Consider the following 18,758-nt stretch of genomic DNA (forward strand, 5'->3'; position numbering starts at 1 on the left):
TTTTCATTTCAAACAATGTTTCACGTGAAACATGTTATGCGAGCTTCGCTCGGTGCCTTATACGTCCAGATTAGCGACCAAGGCATTGCTTTCGATAAAGTTACGCCGTGGCTCTACATCATCACCCATCAAGGTGTTAAACATCATATCGGCGGCGACGGCGTCTTCAACCGTAACACGCAGCATACGGCGGCTATCCGGGTCCATGGTGGTTTCCCAAAGCTGATCTGGGTTCATTTCGCCCAGCCCTTTATAGCGCTGTACCGAAAGGCCACGCTGACCTTCCTGCATTAGCCACTGCAACACCTCGGAGAAGTGAGCCACAGGCTTCTGACGCTCGCCACGGGAAATAAAGGCGCCCTCTTCAAGCAGCCCATTAAGAGTATCACCCAGCGCTGAAATAGCCCGATAATCCGCACTTTCAAAGAAGTCCAGGCCCCAGTCGTACTCGGTAGTCACGCCATGCGCAATAAGCGACACGGTAGGCAGTAACAAGCCACGCTCCTCATCTTCTTTCAGATAGAAGGTGTAACGCGGCCCGCCTTCATAGGCCACCATGTCATCCATGACTTTTTGCAGTTCAGCAATCCAGTTTTCCATGGTGACACGATCTTTAAGACTCGCCTCGCCCTGCAATCCTGTGACATGGATGATCTGCTTCAATACTTCAATCGGGTAAACGCGCGCCAGGCGATCGATACGCTTCATCACGTTGCGATACTGGTTTACCAGGGCTTCCAGCTGCGAACCGGAGATACCCGGCGCGTCCGCATTCACATATAGGCCTGCGCCATCCAGCGCTGTCGTGGTCAAGTAATCGACCATGGCCTGCTCATCTTTAAGATAGAGCTCTTGCTTGCCTCGCTTGATCTTATAGAGCGGCGGCTGGGCAATAAAAATATGGCCGCGCTCAATCAGCTCCGGCATTTGCCGGAAGAAGAAGGTCAGTAGCAAGGTACGAATATGCGAACCGTCGACATCCGCATCGGTCATGATGATGATGGAGTGATAACGGAGTTTATCGGGGTTAAACTCTTCGCGGCCGATACCACAGCCCAGCGCGGTGATGAGCGTACCCACTTCAGCTGACGAAAGCATTTTGTCAAAACGCGCTTTTTCGACGTTCAGGATTTTACCTTTAAGCGGCAAAATGGCCTGAGTGCGGCGGTCACGCCCCTGCTTGGCACTGCCACCGGCCGAGTCGCCCTCCACCAGGTAGAGTTCTGACTGGCTGGGGTCTTTCTCCTGGCAATCAGCAAGTTTGCCCGGCAGGCCTGCAATATCCAGCGCGCCTTTACGCCGCGTCATGTCCCGGGCCTTACGTGCCGCTTCACGCGCACGCGCCGCATCCAGCATTTTATTAACGATTGCTTTGGCTTCGTTAGGCTTTTCAATCAGGTAGTCAGAAAACAGGCGGCCCATTTCCTGCTCAACGGCTGTTTTCACTTCACTGGACACCAGCTTGTCCTTGGTTTGTGAAGAGAATTTCGGGTCAGGCACTTTGACAGAAACAATCGCCGTTAAGCCTTCACGAGCATCATCACCCGCCGTGCTTACCTTGGCTTTTTTGAGCAGGCCTTCCGCTTCGATGTAGTTATTCATCGTGCGCGTCAGTGCTGCCCGGAAGCCGGCCAAGTGAGTGCCGCCATCACGCTGAGGAATATTATTGGTATAACAGAAGATGCTTTCCGTAAAGACGTCGCTCCACTGCATTGCCACTTCGACTTCAACACCGTCCTCCCGCGAGGCAGTAAAGTGGAAAACAGGGTTCAGAACCGTTTTATTGGAGTTGAGGTGATCAACAAAGGCTTTCAAGCCGCCTTCGTAATGAAACAGCTCTTCCTTACCGCTGCGATCATCCATTAGCCGAATGGCAACGCCAGAGTTCAGAAACGACAGCTCACGCAGGCGTTTGGCCAAAATATCGTAATGGAATTCAATATTAGCAAAGGTGTTCTGGGAAGGGCGGAAATGAACACGTGATCCGGTTTTTTCCGTTTTGCCCACCACGCTAAGCGGTGCCTGAGGCACGCCATGGTGATAAATCTGCTCAAACACTTCGCCCTGGCGCCAGATGGTTAAGCGTAGCTCTTCAGAAAGCGCATTAACCACGGAAACACCCACACCGTGAAGACCGCCAGATACTTTATAAGAGTTATCGTCAAACTTACCGCCCGCGTGTAACACGGTCATGATGACTTCTGCGGCAGAGACACCCTCCTCTTCGTGCAGCTCGGTAGGAATACCGCGACCATTATCGCTAACGGTTACCGACTCATCGGCATGAATAACCACGCGAATTTCACTACAATGGCCCGCCAAAGCCTCATCGATGGAGTTATCCACCAACTCGAAGACCATGTGGTGCAACCCGGTGCCGTCGTCGGTATCACCGATGTACATACCAGGACGTTTGCGTACTGCATCCAGTCCTTTGAGCACCTTGATGCTTGATGAATCGTAAGCCTGTTCGCTCATTGACCACTCCGTCGTGAAGTCTGTCTTGTCCCGTATCGTCTACCCATCTTGTACCAACTGGCCAAGCCCTTGCGGGTCATGTTTCACGTGAAACATGCTAACCAGGGTTTTAGATTGCCACATAGGTTGTAATGCGGCGGGGTCGACGCTGGTAATAAATGCCTGACACTGCATCTCTTCAAGCAACTGACAGAAACGCTGTTGGTGTTGCACATCCAGCTCTGCTGGCAAATCATCAATTAAATAAATGCAGTGACGCTGTGCCGTTCTTTCCAGAAACCGCCCCTGGGCAAGCTTGAGTGCGCTTACCACTAGCTTTTGCTGGCCTCTGGAAAGTACTTCAACAGCAGGCTGTTTATTAAGCCTGATACGCAAATCGGCACGCTGAGGGCCTTGTTGGGTAAACCCCATTTGCTGATCGGTGACTCGGTTATCCTGAAGCACATCAGCAAGCGTTTTCTGTTTGTCCCATCCTCGAGCGTAGTTAAGTTTTAAGCCAGGTAACGGAAGAAGTACATTCAGCGTTTCTTCAAAGACAGGCAGAAACTCACTAAACCATTCAAACCGCAACCTATCGACTACCTCGCCCCATAGCGCCAACTCTTGCTCCCAGGCCGCCATTTCCTGTGGGTCTATTCTACCACGCCTGAGTAATGCGTTCCGATGTTTCACTGCTCGACGTGTACGCTTCCATGCTTCCAGAAAGTGATGTTTCACGTGAAACACTCCCCAGTCAAGAAACTCGCGCCGTCCGGCCGGGGACCCTTCAAGAAGCCTAAAAGCGTCAGGATTGATTAGTTGCAAAGGCATCGCCTCGACCAACTCGGCCAAGCGTACCCCCTTATCCCCACGCAAACGCAGCTCTAGTTCACGCTGAGCCCGTAACCGGCGCACCCCTATGGAAATCTCTGGCTCCCCTTCCAGGCGCCCGTAGAGCGTCATATGTGCCACATCAGATTGGATGGCATGCTTTAGCTGACGGGTACGAAACGAGCGGCCCATTCCCAAAACATGAATGCCTTCTAGCAGGCTGGTTTTGCCACTTCCGTTCAGCCCAGTGATGATATTGATCCCCCGAGAAGGATGCATATCCAGCGGCGCTAAATTCCGTAACCCTTGGAAGTTAAGCTGACTCAAGCTCATGTAAACACTCGGGTAAAAGGCGTAACCAACCCTTAAGAGAAAGCGGCGCCCCTGCTACCAGAAGCGCCGCCCCGTTTGGCATTTATGAAACGCTATATTACAACCGCATGGGCATAACAACATACAGCGCATCGCCACCACCCGGCTCTTCAAGCAGCGCACTGCTATTAGGGTCGGCCAGCGTTATTTGCACTCTGTCTTCATTTAGCACGCTAAGCACGTCAACCAAATAACCCACGTTGAAGCCGACTTCCATCGCAGAGCCGTTATATTCGACGGCCACGTTCTCTTCGGCTTCTTCCTGTTCAGGGTTATTCGCCATGACCTTAAGGTTGCCCTCTTCCAGGTATAAGCGCACACCACGATACTTCTCATTGGAGAGAATCGCTGTACGTGACAGCACCTGACGCAACTCGGCGCGTTCAGCAATGAGCACCTTATCGCCATTGCGTGGTACGACGCGCTCATAGTCAGGGAACTTCCCGTCAATCAGCTTGGACGTAAAGGTGAAGTCACCGGTATGAGCACGCACATGGGTTGAACCCAACGTCAGGCTTACCGGCTCATCGCTATCATCCAACAGGCGCGAAAGCTCAAGAATACCCTTACGAGGTACAATCAGCTTCTGCGGCTGGTTAACCGCGACATCAACAGGACGTGAACACATCGCCAAGCGGTGGCCGTCTGTCGCCACCGTGCGTAGCAAGTTACTTTGAATTTCCAACAGCATGCCATTGAGATAGTAGCGAACATCCTGCTGCGCCATGGCAAATGATGTAGTTTCAATAAGATGCTTTAACGTGCCCCGTGGAACGCTTAACTCCTGACTGCTATCGGCATCTTCAATATTGGGGAATTCAGCGACCGGTAATGTCGAGAGCGTAAAGCGTGAACGACCGCTGCGCAGCACCGCTCGGCCATCTTCAACGGTCAGTTGGATATCGGACTGATCAGGCAGCGATTTACAAATATCCATCAGCTTACGAGCAGGCACGGTTGCCGCCCCTGGCTGGTCAACCTGGCTTGCGACAGTACGCCCGATGAGTTCAACCTCAAGGTCCGTACCGGTTAGTGCGACCTGGTCACCTTCGACCTGAATCAGCACATTAGACAGTACAGGTAGCGTTTGGCGCCGTTCTACCACGCCTGCCACCAGAGTCAGCGGACGCAGCAATGCCTCTCGGGAAATGGAAAATTTCATCAACACTCCGGTTTATATCCTGAAAACCTGCAGACGGCAGGCCAATCCCATGGATGATTTAGCTGGTTAAAAGGCGCAACAGATTTTTGTAATCTTCGCGAATATCCGCGCTCTCCTCTTGCAAGGCTTTCACCTTGCGGCAAGCGTGAAGTACCGTTGTATGATCACGGCCACCAAACGCATCGCCAATTTCCGGCAAACTATGATTGGTCAATTCCTTGGCTAGCGCCATGGCCACCTGCCGGGGGCGAGCGACTGAGCGCGAGCGTCGCTTGGATAATAAATCTGCCACCTTGATTTTGTAATACTCGGCGACTGTGCGCTGGATATTATCTACACCCACCTGCTTATCTTGTAGCGCGAGTAAATCTTTTAGCGACTCACGAATAAAGTCCTGGGTAATCGGCTTACCCATAAAGTGTGAGTCAGCAATCACTTTTTTCAGTGCCCCTTCCAATTCACGTACGTTCGAGCGAATTTTTTGAGCAATAAAGAAGGCCGCATCATGAGGTAAATCAACCTTGGCCTGGTCGGCTTTTTTCATCAAGATGGCTACGCGGGTTTCAAGTTCGGGCGGCTCAATAGCCACCGTCAAGCCCCATCCAAAGCGCGATTTCAGGCGCTCCTCAACACCACTGATCTCCTTTGGATAACGATCAGAGGTGAGAATCATTTGCTGGCCGCCTTCCAAAAGCGCATTAAAGGTATGGAAAAACTCCTCTTGGGAGCGCTCCTTGCCAGCAAAAAATTGAATATCATCAATGAGTAACGCATCAACACTGCGATAAAAGCGTTTGAAATCGTTGATCGCATTAAGCTGAAGTGCCTTGACCATATCGGCAACAAAACGCTCAGAATGCAAATACACCACCCGGGCATTTTCCCGGCGGCCAGCCAGCGCATTGCCTACGGCGTGCATCAAGTGCGTTTTACCCAGACCTACCCCACCGTATAGAAATAGTGGGTTATAGGCGCCACCCGGATTTTCTGAAACCTGCCGAGACGCCGCACGCGCCAGTTGGTTGGATTTACCTTCCACGAAGGTATCAAACGTAAAATTTGGGTTCAGCCCACTGCCGTGCTTAAGACTACCTTCGACCTGGGCCTGACGCTCGTTAGTCCGCCGACGCGGCGTTTCTTCACGCTCACGCAGCTGATCAATTTCACGCTCATCGGCAATATCACCGCGCGGGGGCGTATGCACTGAAGGCGCCGAGGTTGAAGCGGAAACAGGATTACCCAAATCACGCGGCTGGGGGACTGCCGCTACTGGACGACGGCTACCTACGGTCAGGCTTACTTTGGGTGGTTTAGACGGCGCAAGCTCGCGGATCAGCTCACTGATTCGCTTGGCATACTTGTCACTCACCCAATCGCGCACAAAGCGATTAGGCGCCAGTAAGCGCAACTCATTGGACTCTCCTTCTTCTGCCTGCAAGGGACGTATCCAGGTATTGAATTGCTGAGAATTCAATTCGTCCTGCAGGTAGTCCAGGCACTGTTGCCAAAGCGCGAGTGACACTCATCTCACCATCAGTTGAAAACGGCCGACCATTGTAGCGCTCTAAAGCTTGGTTATCCACACGGGTTTGGCTAACAATTATGCCTGTGGACAACTTATCGTAAGCACGTGGGACAACCCGCTGATGGAGTGGGGACAGATCCGTTTTTAGCGTTTTTCCACATCTCTACGCACATCAAAACAACAGTTTATAGACCGCTTATACGACACTTATGCACATTGTTTTTATGATTTTATCCTATTGATTAACCTATTCATTATTCACTTATCCACAAATAGTATCCCCACTATTAATAACAACAAGATTTAAAAACCTTATTAGTAATAGTAGCTGTTTTGATTTTCGCGTAAAAAAGCCGGCAGGCCCCATGCCCACTGCCTTTTTGTTGGTTTTTATGCAAGGAAAAATTGCACCCGGCGCGGGAAGTCTCTACAATTTCCGGTCTTGAATTGAAACTCCCCGGCTAGTTTCCTCACTGGGCCGGGTCTTTTGGATTCACATCCGTCCTAAACCACGTGGGAATTACGAGTTATGAAACGCACTTTTCAACCCAGCGTTCTCAAACGCAAGCGCATGCATGGCTTCCGTGCTCGCATGGCAACCAAAAACGGCCGTGCCGTTATCTCTCGCCGCCGTGCGAAAGGCCGCAAGCGTCTGAGCGCCTGATCTCGGATTGCGTGTGCCGCCTCAAGGCTTTCCCCGGCGTTTGCGTCTTTTAAACGCTGGGGATTTTAGTCACGTGTTTGAACAAGCTGACCTTAAAGTTCATGGCAAAGGTATGATGGCGTTAGCGCGCATGACTACCCGAGGGCATCCTCGCATTGGACTAATCGTCAGCAAGAAAAATGCAAAGCGCGCTGTAGATCGCAACCGCTTTAAGCGTCTAGTCCGAGAGTCCGCCAGGCTTCGCCAGGATCACCTTCCCTCCATGGATATTGTGATATTAGCCAAGCGCGGTGTGCAGGATATCGACAATGAAACGCTTAGTCGGCAGTTGCATGGTATGTGGAAACGCCTTCAGCGTGACGCGCAAACGGTATCAATTGCACCACCGCTTGATGGCGTAACACGTGACACTTGACGACACACCTCGCCGCTCGACCTCGGCCTGCCGCTTGGCAGGCTTTCGTGTGTCATGGGTCGAGTAAATGACACTGCGCCATTAGCATGTTCATCACCCAGCGGGCAGAACCCTCATGGACGTAAAACGACTTCTCTTACTGATTCCAATGGCAGTACTTGCCTATCTACTGGTGATCCAGTGGAATCAGGATTATGGGCCGACAGATTACGACTCGACGCCTGAAATTACGCAAAGCAGTAGTGACGCCCCCTCAGCCAATGCTGAAAGCAGTAACGACCTGACGGTTCCGTCAACGTCGGCACCCAACAGTGCGGTAGACGACGGGCTGGCAAGCAGTACTGAAAGCGAAACATCTAGCCGTGACTTTATTGCGGTGGCTACCGATGTTCTCGACGTGCGCATTGACCCGCACGGCGGCGACATTATTTATGCTGCGTTACCTCAGCATAAAATGACGCTGGATACTGAACGCAACTATGTGTTGCTCTCGGATAATTCAACGCGTAGCTATGTTGCACGTTCCGGCCTACAGCTGGACGGGCAAGCAAGTCGTATTGAATTTACCCCGGAAAGCAATGCCTATCGTCTGGCAGATGATGATGACCAGTTGGTCGTTGATTTACGGGCAGACGTTAACGGCGTTGATATTATCAAGCGTCTTACGTTCGAACGTGGGAATTACGCGGTCAATGTTGATTACTATATTGCCAATAATACCGATGCGCCGGTAAGTGCTCGTTTTATTGGCCAATTAGCGCGTGATAACAGCCCTGACCCGTCAAGCGGCGTTGCCATGGGTATGAACTCCTATATTGGGGCAGCGTACTCAACGCCAGACGAACGTTATGAAAAGATCGATTTTGAAGACATTCAAAACCGTAACTTTGAAAATCGTGAAGCCCAGGGCGGCTGGATTGCGCTTATCCAGCACTACTTTGTTTCTGCCTGGGCACCGCCCCAAGACCAGCAAAACCTTTACTACGTCACCACTGACTCAAGTGACCGTAACGTGGTGGCGTTTGCAGGCCCCACCAGCAACATTGCGGCGGAAGGTGAAGCGACACTGGGCGCCACACTCTACATGGGCCCCAAGGTTCAGGATCACCTTGAGCAAGTGGCACCCAACCTGCGCCTGACCGTTGACTATGGCTGGTTGTGGTTTATTGCCAACCCACTGTTCTGGTTACTGGATAAGATCCACGACATCGTGGGCAACTGGGGCTGGTCAATTGTTCTGCTGACGGTTGTGGTTAAGCTGGTGCTCTTCCCGCTGTCTGCCAAGGCTTATAAGTCAATGGCACGCATGCGGAAACTGGGCCCGGAAATGCAGCGTCTTAAAGAGACCTATGGCGATGATCGTCAGAAAATGTCTCAAGAGATGATGAAATTCTACCAAAAGGAGAAGATCAATCCTTTAGGTGGCTGCTTACCCATCGTCATACAGATGCCGGTGTTTATCGCGCTTTACTGGATGTTGCTGGAGTCGGTAGAGCTGCGCCATGCGCCGTTTATCTTCTGGATTCACGATCTATCGGTGAAGGATCCTTACTTCATCCTGCCAATACTGATGGGTATATCCATGTATGTTCAGCAGCTGCTGAACCCGACACCTCCGGACCCCATGCAGGCGAAGATCATGAAGATGCTGCCGATTATCTTCACCTTCTTCTTCCTGTGGTTCCCGGCGGGTCTGGTCATCTACTGGGTAACCAACAACATCATTTCGGTCGCGCAACAGTACTTTATTACGCGTAGTATCGAAAAAGACCCCAGTGTGGGTAAAGGAATGCGAACCAAGTAATCCTTGTTAACCACGCTCCCAGACCCCCGCCCTCGTGCGGGGGTCTGGCGTTTTAGAGACGACAAATTCACAATGTACGCATCCATTAATGAGGCGCGCCATGGCTGAACGACTTTATACCCAGGATACGATTACTGCTCTGGCGACACCGCCTGGGCGTGGCGGCGTAGGGATTATTCGCGTCTCAGGACCTGCCTGCCGCGATATTGCAGCGTCCATACTCGGCCACTGCCCGGCGCCTCGGCATGCCTATCACGGCCCCTTTAAGGGCGCTGATAGCATTATTGACGAAGGCATCGCCCTGCTGTTCAACGGCCCTCACTCCTTTACCGGCGAAGATGTGCTGGAGCTACAGGGGCACGGTGGCCCCATTATCATGGACATGCTGCTTGAGCGTTGTGTGGCCTTGGGCGCGCGGTTGGCGCGGCCTGGTGAGTTCTCCGAGCGGGCCTTTCTCAATGACAAGCTCGACCTTGCCCAAGCCGAAGCGATTGCCGACTTGATTGATGCCACCTCGCGTTCAGCAGCGGAAAATGCCGTACGCTCACTGCAGGGCGAGTTTTCTACCCGCGTCTCCCATCTGGTTGAGCGGCTTATCGAGCTGCGTGTCTATGTAGAAGCCGCCATCGACTTCCCTGAAGAGGAGATCGACTTCCTGGCGGATGGTCATGTCGCCCAGCGTTTGGAAAGTGTTCAGCAAGCACTCAGCGACGTGCGCAAAGCCGCCGGCCAAGGGGCGCTGTTACGCGAAGGCATGAACGTGGTCATTGCCGGTCGCCCCAATGCGGGTAAGTCCAGTCTGCTTAACGCGTTGACCGAACAAGAGACCGCCATTGTGACCGATATTGCAGGCACCACGCGGGACGTGCTGCGTGAGCACATCCATATTGATGGCATGCCGCTGCACATTATTGATACAGCGGGCTTGCGTGATACCCCGGACGCCGTTGAAAAAATCGGTGTCGCCCGCGCCTGGGCCGAGATTGAGAAAGCCGACCGGGTACTGCTATTGGTGGACGCCTCTACCACCGAGGCGACCGACCCAATGATGATTTGGCCCGAGTTTGTCGCCCGCCTTCCCGACCAAAGCCGCTTAACGCTGGTCCGCAACAAAATCGATACCAGCGCTGAGCAGGCTGGAATTGATTTATCCACAGCCACTCCTACGCTTCGTCTTTCCGCCAAAACCGGTGCGGGTGTGGATAACCTAAAAAACCATTTGAAAACCGTGATGGGCTTTGCGGCGACCACCGAAGGACGCTTCTCCGCACGTCGGCGTCACCTGGATGCCCTCGACCGGGCAATGGCAGCGCTTGATACCGGCCGTGCCCAATTGGATGGCTACGGCGCTGGAGAACTGCTGGCCGAAGACCTGCGCGACGCGCAGCAAGCGCTGAGTGAAATTACCGGCGAGTTTAGCGCCGATGACTTGCTGGGCGAGATTTTTGGCAGTTTCTGCATCGGCAAGTAATACGCTCACTTTTTGGATCGGCGGGGCGGCGCTGTTGTTCCACCGTAATCCTAACGTCAAATGGTTTAGAACAGTGGTGGTAGTGGAGCGTGTTAAAACCACGCTAGAGGTCATCTAGCGGGCAGCTTTCACCCAACGTTTTTGTGCCTGGCTACTCCTCAACCCACCACTGCGCATCAAAGCGGCTTTCACTTCCAAGGCGGTGGGTTACCTCTGCCATTGCGGCCTTCAAGCGCTCATCAAGCCCCCAGGGCGGGTTAATGACCAACATACCGCTACCGTACATACCGTGCGTTTGCTCACCTGGCGCGCGCAGCAAAAGCTCGCTGCGCCATATTTTGCGTATACCGCTTGCCTTTAGCCCATCCAATAACGCGTGATGATGCCCAGCGGGTAGCAGGGGATACCAAATCAGTAGTATGGCGTGGCGCGCCTTTTCAAGCGTGTATATCGCCGTATCAACCACTTCCTGGTACTCCGCTTTACGCTCAAAACTAGGGTCAATCAATACGCAAAGCCGCGGGGTAGGCACCGGCAGCATGGCCGTTAAACCCGCTAAACCGTCGCCATAAATACGTTTTGCCTGAGGAGGAAGCGACTGCGTGTTCAAGTGCTCATGCTCACCCGGATGAAGCTCAAAAAGGCGCAGCTTATCGTGCTCGCGCAATGATTGGCTTAGCCACCATGGGGAGCCGGGATAGTGCGTTAACGCACTGGTACTAGGCTGAACGCTGGTGACAGCATTTAACCAATCACAGAGTAACGGGTCGGTGAGCACCTCGCGTTCGTGCCATAGCGGCCAAATGCCCTCACGGTACTCCTGAAGCCGCTGCGTCTCTTTGGTGGCTAACGGATATAGCCCTCTTCCCGCATGCGTATCTATATATGTAACAGGTGTTTTTTTACGTAATAAATAATCAACGACGGTGTAGAGCGTCAAGTGTTTGTGTACATCGGCAAAATTACCGGCGTGATAGGCGTGTTGATAAGACAGCATGGTAACTCGCAGATAAGTGAACGAAAAAAGCCCGCTATGGGATCATAGCGGGCTTTAAACGGTAATGCGCGGGGGAGTTATGTCTTACTTAGCCCTGGCCGTTACCAATTGGCGTCAGGGTGATTTCAACTCGGCGGTTTTGCGCCCGGCCCTGCTCGGTATCGTTGCTGGCAACCGGCTGGTTAGCGCCGTATCCCATGGTGTTAAGACGCGAGGAGGATACCCCGTTTTGACTTAAGTAGTTGCCCACTGACTGAGCTCGGCGCTCAGAGAGACGCTGGTTGTAGCTGGCATCCCCGGTGCTGTCGGTGAAGCCGGCAATATTAACCCGCGTATCGGTATACTGCTTGAGCACGCTAGCCACTTCATTAAGCGCACTGCGCGCATCGCCGGTTAGATCTGAGGAGTCAAACCCGAACGTCACGCTGCTGGGCATATTCAGCACGATATCGTCGCCGCGACGGTCGATTTCAATGCGCGAGCCCTCCAGGTTCTGGCGAAGCTGCTGTTCCTGACGGTCCATGTAAGCGCCAATACCGGCACCCGCAGCAGCGCCCACGGCAGCACCAATCAAGGCACGATCACGACGGCTGGTACTTCCGCTACCCGAAAGTGCACCCGCAGCAGCGCCTACCGCCGCGCCAATCCCAGTCCCCATGCCGGTCGATGAACGTTGTGTCTGGCCACCATAAGGGTCAGAGGTGGCACAACCCGCCACTAAGATCGCAGCAGCCAATGGGGTCAGTAGTCGAGAAATACGCATCACTCACTCCTTGTATATTTTTGCGCTTGAATTATTCGTCGCTGATAAAGGCCAGCAACTCATTCAAGAATAATAGACCTTGAGGCGATGCACGCAGCTTTTCGGGCATTTCCATCAAAAGTCCTTTTTTGGCGGCGGTGTGTAAACGAGCTAAAAGTGCTTCCTGCGGCTGGCCGGTATGCGCCGACCAGGCCTGCATGGCAACCCCTTCGGTTAAGCGAAGCGCATTCATGGAAAACTCAAGCGGCAACTCGTCCGCCGCGATAGGCTGCTTGCCCGCCACGAAACCGCGTGGGTCATTATCACGCCGTAAGTAAGCATCCGGCTGGCGCGTTTTCCAGCGCCGTTCAATATGCCACTGCCCTTGCGGGTCAATCGTCGTCAGCTTACCGTGTGCCCCGGCGCCAATACCCAGATAGTCGCCAAACTGCCAATAGTTGAGGTTGTGCCGACTCTGCTTGCCAGGTTTTGCGTAGGCCGAAATCTCGTAGCGTTCAAAGCCCGCCTGCTCCAATCGCTGATGGCCAAGCTCCTGAATATCCCAAAGCGCCTCCTCTTCAGGCAGAACAGGTGGCTGTGAATGAAACGCGGTATTCGGCTCAAGGGTTAGCTGATACCAAGAGAGATGGTCCGGTGACAGCGCAAGCGCCTGGTCAATATCATCAAGCGCCAGGGAGGGTGTCTGGCCAGGCAAGCCGTGCATCAGGTCGATATTAATATTATCAAACCCCGCCGCACGCGCCTGGCCTACCGCAGTAATAGCCTCTTCACCGCCGTGAATACGCCCCAAGGCCTTCAACTGAGCGGGCTGAAAGCTTTGAATACCCAACGAGAGACGATTGATGCCCGCCTCGCGGTAGCCCGTAAAGCGTGCCTGCTCGGTGGTACCAGGATTCGCCTCCATGGTGATTTCTATATTGGGCGCGAAGGGCAAGCGTCGGCGTATTCCATTAAACAGCCGTTCAAAGAACTCGGGCGACATCAGGCTTGGCGTACCACCGCCAATAAAGATGGTTTGAATCTGGCGCTCAGCAGCTAACGCCAGATCGCCATCCAGATCATGAAGTAGTGCTTTTAAATAAGCTGATTCGGGTAAATCACCGTTAGGTTCATGAGAGTTGAAGTCACAATAAGGGCACTTGCGTACGCACCAGGGCGTATGAATATAGAGCGATAACGGAGGTAATGGCTTAGCCATGTGCCACCTTAAGTATATCAACCAACCCTTGAAGCGCCCGCCCACGGTGGCTTAGCCGATTTTTTAAGTCACTGGGTAATTCCGCCACGCTCATTCCCTGGTCGGGTAGCCAGAACAGCGGGTCATAGCCAAAGCCACCCTCTCCGCGTGGATGAGCAAGTAACTCCCCTTCCCAGCTGTGCTGAACAATAACCGGTACCGGATCAGCAGGATGGCGCAAATACACCAGCACGCACCAGTAGCGCCCGGTGCGCTGACCTTCCGCACAGTCATTAAGCGCTGCCAATAGTTTTTCATTGTTACGCTGATCGCTTTTCGGCTCACCAGCGTAGCGTGCGGAGTAAATCCCCGGCGCCCCTGAAAGCGCATCAACCTCAAGGCCGGAGTCATCAGCAAGCGCCGGTAAGCCGCTAACCCGGCTCGCCTCACGCGCTTTTAAAAGGGCATTTTCAACAAAGGTTAACCCCGTTTCTTCGACATCATGTACGCCAAAATCTGCCTGTGGGCGAACATCCAACCCCAATGGGGCCAGCAGTTGATTGAACTCGTTAAGCTTTCCCGCATTGCCGCTTGCTAGAACAAGGGTATTTACCGTGGCCATTGTATTTCTCCCGGCATGGATATAGCAGACAGGTTGCCTGACTACATTATTGAGAAGGCTTTTTCTGCAGCATCCAGCGTAAATTGGATATCCTCAGGCGTATGAGCGCTCGACATAAAGCCTGCTTCAAACGCCGAAGGGGCCAGATAAACGCCGTGATCCAGCATTGCGCCAAAGAAGCGGCGGAACGCCTCGGGGTCACACGCGGTTGCCTGGGCAAAGTTATCCACACGGCGTTGAGAGGTGAAAAACAGCCCAAACATGCCCCCCGCTGACTGTGTCATCATGGAGACACCGGCTGCATTAGCACGCTCTTTCAGGCCGCTGCAGAGTGTTTCAACCCGCTGAGAAAGCGCGTCATGAAAGCCGGGGACCTGGAGCTTGGTTAATAACGCAATACCTGCCGCCATCGCCAAGGGGTTACCCGACAGCGTACCTGCCTGATAAACCGGCCCCATGGGGGAGATATTTTGCATAATCTCGCGCTTGCCGCCAAACGCACCGACTGGCATACCACCACCAACAATCTTACCGAGGCACGTTAAATCAGGCGTAATGCCGTAATGCGCCTGAGCCCCGCCCAGCGCAACGCGGAATCCGGTCATGACTTCATCGAAAATCAGAATGCTTTCATGCTCGTTACACACCCGGCGCAGTGTTTCCAAAAAGCCCGGCTGGGGAGGAATACAGTTCATGTTACCTGCAACAGGTTCAACAATAATGCAGGCAATCTGGTCACCGATTTCAGCAAAGCACGCCTCAACGCCTTCAATATCGTTATAGGAGAGCGTAATGGTGTGCTCGGCAAGTGACGCGGGAACACCTGGCGAGCTGGGTTCGCCATGGGTGAGCGCGCCAGAGCCCGCTTTTACCAGCAACGAATCAGAATGGCCGTGATAGTTACCTTCAAACTTAACGATCTTGTCGCGCCCGGTGGTGCCGCGAGCCAAGCGGATCGCCGACATGGTGGCTTCCGTACCGGAGCTGGTCATGCGCACCATTTCCATGGTGGGGATCATTTCGCAGATCAGATCTGCCATGGTGGTTTCAACCGCGGTCGGGGTACCAAACGAGAGACCGTTGTCCAAACGAGCACGTACCGCTGCCAACACATCCTGGTCCGCATGACCGGTAATCATTGGGCCCCAGGAACCTACATAGTCCACGTAGCGGTTGCCTTCCACATCAAACAGATAAGCGCCCTGGGCGCGCTCCATAAATACCGGCGGACGGTGCAGGCCTTTAAACGCACGTACCGGCGAATTTACGCCACCTGGAATATGGCGGCTAGCAAGCTCAAACAGTTCAGCAGATGTGGTCATGGCGTCCTCAATATCAATGGCGTAGCGCGAATAAAATCAAAAGCGAACCGGCCGTGGCAAGCGATTAGGTAAACACTGCCCGCTAGGCGGCTGATACCCATGAGACAGACTCTCCCAGGTAAAGTGCTGGGCCTGTTCACAGGCCGTCGGCAAACGCTCACCGGCGGCCAGGCGTGCCGCAATGGCAGATGCCAAGGTGCAGCCTGAACCGTGAAACCGTTCCGGCAGACGTGGCCACTGCCATTGGCGCGTGGTATCCGGCGAGTGCAGTGTATTAACAACCTGCTGCTCGTTACCTGGAACAGGCTCATCGGTCGCGGTTACTAAAATAGTCTGGCAACCCTGGGATAAAAGTGCGACGGCGCGCGCCGTATCATCCAGGGGGCCGTCAATCTCTGGGGTGAGCTGCTTAAGCTCATAACGGTTGGGAGTTAAGATATCCACAAGCGGTAGCAGGCGAGTCGCATAGAGGCGTTGCAATTGGGGTGTAGATAACTCAGTACCGCCACCGGCTTTAAGTACCGGGTCGGCCACAACCGGGATACCAGGGAAACGGCGAATAATCTGCTCAGCCGCCCTTAGCGTTGCCTCATCTGCCAACAGGCCCAGCTTGATCGCAGCAACCTGCATCCCGCTAAGCGCCTCTGCCATTTGGCGCATCAACGCGGGGTCGGCCGGAACGACATGGCTCACGTTATGGCAGTTTTGCACCGTTAACGCGGTGGGAATCGTCACTGCCCAGCCGCCACAGGCGGCAATGGCTTCGCTATCTGCCACTAAACCCGCTCCGCCCGTCGGGTCATGGCCCGCCAGTACTAAAACAACCGGTGAAAGAGGTTGGCGCATCAAAAAGGTTTCACAACGGCAAGTAGAATAATCGCCACTAGCGCAATCACCGGCGCTTCATTGAACCAGCGAAAGAATGTGTGGCTTTTCGTGCAGCGATCCTGGGCAAACTGTTTTAAATAAATCAGACAGACGTGATGATAGGCGATCAGCAGTACCACAAAGGTGAGTTTAACGTGCATCCAGCCTTGGCTGAACCAGCCGGGCACCAGATACAGCATCGCCCCGCCAAAGATAAGCACCAGTATCATGGAAGGCGTCATGATGCCGCGATAAAGCTTACGCTCCATGGTTTTGAAATAGGCGATAGCTTGATCGTCGCCTTTATCTCGTGCCATGGCGTGATACACATACAGCCGCGGCAAATAAAACAGGGCGGCAAACCAGGTCACCATGGTCATTAAGTGCAGGGCCTTCAACCATAGATACATTGTCTCTCCTTATACGGGCGAATCGTTCGCTTTCGGGTCAGTACGGGTATTTGGGTCAGCGTCGGTATTGGGGTCAGAATAGTAATAATAACGTTCAATGGCACCACGGGTGATGATACCTGAAATTCGCTGCCGCTTTGGCCGATAACCGTGCACTACATAAAGCGCGCCCAAGGCATCGTCTTGAAGCTTTACAAACGCCTCTGACAGAGTGGCCTGTAGGCCAATCGGCGCAAGCTCCAGGCGCTGGCCCGGAATTTCCAGTAAATCGACGGATTCATTATCGGGAGGAGCATCGCCATCAAGCGCTTCATCGTGCTCCAAAAGCCACCGCGCCAGCGCCGACGCTTTTAATGCTAGTACCGATTTTTCTTCATTTGAACGCTCAATAATCAGCCAGACAGGATTGGTTTCCAGTAGTTTACGTGCCTGCTCAAACGTCACCTTGCGCTCAGTACGTACCAGGCTTCGCTCCATCACCGCAGGCACCGACACGCGGGAAAGCGCCTGCATTAACGGCTGTTGAAGCGGGTGCAGCCCATAGCGTACGGAGCTAATAAAAAATCCTTCGCAGCCGGTAAGCTGGCGGGACGTCAGGCAGGCAACCACCACCACCAACATACCCGGCAACATGACATGCGGCGTATGAGTAAGCTCCAGCAGCGCCATTAACGCCGCAAGCGGCGCTTGCAGCACCGCCCCCATCATGGCCGCCATGCCTAACATGGCGTAAATGCCTGGGTCTGACGCTTTATCAGGCCATAGCCAGCCACCCAAAATACCGCCCAGCGCGCCTGTCGCAGCACCAATCACCAGCGTGGGGCCAATAATCCCGATGGGTACGCTACCTGATACGGTCAGGGCGGTAATCAAAAGCTTGGCAATCATCAGCGCCAGCAACACGTTAATGTCCAATTGATTATTAAGCGCCGCCGCCACACTGTCGTAGCCAATTCCCTGAACCTGCGGAAACCACCATGCCACCACCCCGGTCGCCACACCCACACAAGCCAAACGAAGCCATAACGGCCATGCCTGCATGCGTTTGTTACGTGAAATATGAATAAACAGCCCCGCCAATAGCCCGACCACAAAGCCGAGTACGATGACCCACGGTAAATTCATGAGCGAGCCCAGCACGACCTCGGGGATACGAAAAGCCGGCTCATTGCCATACACCATCTGCGCAATGAGCGCCGCCATCGTAGAGGCTAAAATCACCGGCATAAAGCTCATCAGGGTATACTCCATCATGACGACTTCCATGGCGAAGATAACCCCGGCAACCGGTGTATTGAACGACGCAGAAATCCCCGCCGCCGTCCCACAGGCAACCAAAACGCGCAGGCTGTTATTGGGCAACCGAAGCTTGACTCCCAACCCGCTTGACGCGGCAGCGCCTAAATGAATAGCCGGGCCTTCCCTCCCAGCAGAGAGCCCACCAAGAACCGACACCACCCCCACCCACCATTGATTCAGCCAGTTTCGCATTGGGAAGCGGCCCTGGTGATAAGAGAGGCGCTCAATAACGTGCCCTACTCCCATCTTTTGGGCAGCGGCTTTTTGCCGATAAAGCAGCAGCCCCAGCACGCTAACGGCAATAATAGGCAGCAGTGAGCGCAGCCACGGAGGTAGCCCTTCAAATCCTTCCGGGTTTCCATCCGGCATATAAAACACCGCTCCCGCTTCGAGCAGTAGCCGGAAGGCGACCATCGCCGCCCCCGTAATGATCCCCGACACTAACCCCAATACGCACAGCTGAGGCAGCGCATCAACATGGGCCAACTGGCGTCGAAACCCCTCGAGGGTGAAATCTGATCGGGAAAAACGCGCCACGACGACCTTCCTTTACGCATGTAGTGTAGTTCTCTTGTGTATCATAGCCCGATACGCTTCGAC

General features: G+C 53.7%; 16 protein-coding genes. 4 read left to right on the forward strand and 12 right to left on the reverse strand.

Going from position 1 to position 18,758, the window contains the following annotated elements; all coding sequences use genetic code 11:
* Positions 1-57 precede the first annotated feature (57 nt).
* The 4 genes from gyrB to dnaA form a co-directional block, all read right to left on the reverse strand.
* A complete protein-coding gene (gene gyrB / locus ACT3RQ_RS05295) occupies positions 58-2,478 on the reverse strand; it encodes a DNA topoisomerase (ATP-hydrolyzing) subunit B (RefSeq protein WP_193056893.1) in 2,421 nt (806 codons plus the stop codon).
* A gap of 39 nt (positions 2,479-2,517) precedes the next feature.
* A complete protein-coding gene (recF, locus tag ACT3RQ_RS05300) occupies positions 2,518-3,621 on the reverse strand; it encodes a DNA replication/repair protein RecF (protein ID WP_192526759.1) in 1,104 nt (367 codons plus the stop codon).
* Positions 3,622-3,718: 97 nt separating this feature from the next.
* Positions 3,719-4,822 (reverse strand): DNA polymerase III subunit beta, encoded by a 1,104-nt coding sequence (gene dnaN, locus ACT3RQ_RS05305; protein WP_441678678.1) that lies wholly within the window; start codon positions 4,820-4,822, stop codon positions 3,719-3,721.
* A 58-nt stretch (positions 4,823-4,880) separates the two neighbouring features.
* Entirely contained in the window at positions 4,881-6,344 is a 1,464-nt protein-coding gene (dnaA, locus tag ACT3RQ_RS05310; protein ID WP_444680094.1) for a chromosomal replication initiator protein DnaA, read from the reverse strand.
* Between the two features lie 532 nt (positions 6,345-6,876).
* Between dnaA and rpmH the strand changes: the two genes are divergently transcribed.
* The 4 genes from rpmH (at position 6,877) to mnmE (ending at position 10,701) form a co-directional block, all read left to right on the forward strand.
* Positions 6,877-7,011 carry a 50S ribosomal protein L34 gene (gene rpmH, locus ACT3RQ_RS05315; protein ID WP_172118745.1) on the forward strand — a complete coding sequence of 45 codons (135 nt, stop codon included), beginning with the start codon at positions 6,877-6,879 and terminating at the stop codon, positions 7,009-7,011.
* Between the two features lie 13 nt (positions 7,012-7,024).
* Entirely contained in the window at positions 7,025-7,426 is a 402-nt protein-coding gene (gene rnpA, locus ACT3RQ_RS05320) for a ribonuclease P protein component (protein WP_172118744.1), read from the forward strand.
* A 115-nt stretch (positions 7,427-7,541) separates the two neighbouring features.
* Complete coding sequence (yidC, locus tag ACT3RQ_RS05325) at positions 7,542-9,230, forward strand: membrane protein insertase YidC (protein ID WP_193053434.1); 1,689 nt, start codon at positions 7,542-7,544, stop codon at positions 9,228-9,230.
* Positions 9,231-9,330: 100 nt separating this feature from the next.
* The gene (gene mnmE, locus ACT3RQ_RS05330) at positions 9,331-10,701 is read left to right on the forward strand and encodes a tRNA uridine-5-carboxymethylaminomethyl(34) synthesis GTPase MnmE (RefSeq protein ID WP_172118742.1); all 1,371 of its coding nucleotides are present in this window, start codon (positions 9,331-9,333) and stop codon (positions 10,699-10,701) included.
* A gap of 151 nt (positions 10,702-10,852) precedes the next feature.
* Here the strand turns inward: mnmE and ACT3RQ_RS05335 are convergent, their stop codons facing one another.
* The 8 genes from ACT3RQ_RS05335 to ACT3RQ_RS05370 all read right to left on the reverse strand — a co-directional run bounded on the left by ACT3RQ_RS05335 (position 10,853) and on the right by ACT3RQ_RS05370 (position 18,695).
* A complete protein-coding gene (locus ACT3RQ_RS05335; protein ID WP_444622517.1) occupies positions 10,853-11,698 on the reverse strand; it encodes a 23S rRNA (adenine(2030)-N(6))-methyltransferase RlmJ in 846 nt (281 codons plus the stop codon).
* 88 nt (positions 11,699-11,786) lie between these two features.
* Entirely contained in the window at positions 11,787-12,461 is a 675-nt protein-coding gene (locus ACT3RQ_RS05340) for an OmpA family protein (protein ID WP_444622518.1), read from the reverse strand.
* 31 nt (positions 12,462-12,492) lie between these two features.
* Entirely contained in the window at positions 12,493-13,659 is a 1,167-nt protein-coding gene (gene hemW, locus ACT3RQ_RS05345; protein WP_444622519.1) for a radical SAM family heme chaperone HemW, read from the reverse strand.
* A complete protein-coding gene (gene rdgB, locus ACT3RQ_RS05350) occupies positions 13,652-14,260 on the reverse strand; it encodes an RdgB/HAM1 family non-canonical purine NTP pyrophosphatase (protein ID WP_444622520.1) in 609 nt (202 codons plus the stop codon). Before rdgB ends, hemW begins: the two co-directional genes overlap by 8 nt.
* A 41-nt stretch (positions 14,261-14,301) precedes the next feature.
* The gene (gene hemL / locus ACT3RQ_RS05355; protein ID WP_192526769.1) at positions 14,302-15,582 is read right to left on the reverse strand and encodes a glutamate-1-semialdehyde 2,1-aminomutase; all 1,281 of its coding nucleotides are present in this window, start codon (positions 15,580-15,582) and stop codon (positions 14,302-14,304) included.
* Positions 15,583-15,618: 36 nt separating this feature from the next.
* Positions 15,619-16,428 carry a bifunctional hydroxymethylpyrimidine kinase/phosphomethylpyrimidine kinase gene (gene thiD / locus ACT3RQ_RS05360; RefSeq protein ID WP_444622521.1) on the reverse strand — a complete coding sequence of 270 codons (810 nt, stop codon included), beginning with the start codon at positions 16,426-16,428 and terminating at the stop codon, positions 15,619-15,621.
* Entirely contained in the window at positions 16,428-16,859 is a 432-nt protein-coding gene (gene hemJ / locus ACT3RQ_RS05365; protein ID WP_087107012.1) for a protoporphyrinogen oxidase HemJ, read from the reverse strand. The genes thiD and hemJ overlap by 1 nt, the downstream gene beginning before the upstream one ends.
* A 9-nt stretch (positions 16,860-16,868) precedes the next feature.
* Positions 16,869-18,695, reverse strand: a complete 1,827-nt coding sequence (locus ACT3RQ_RS05370; protein WP_172118733.1) for a chloride channel protein — start codon at positions 18,693-18,695, stop codon at positions 16,869-16,871.
* Between the last annotated feature and the right edge of the window lie 63 nt (positions 18,696-18,758).

Source organism: Halomonas sp. AOP43-D1-4 (assembly GCF_052446175.1).
In the GTDB taxonomy this organism is placed as follows: domain Bacteria; phylum Pseudomonadota; class Gammaproteobacteria; order Pseudomonadales; family Halomonadaceae; genus Vreelandella; species Vreelandella citrativorans.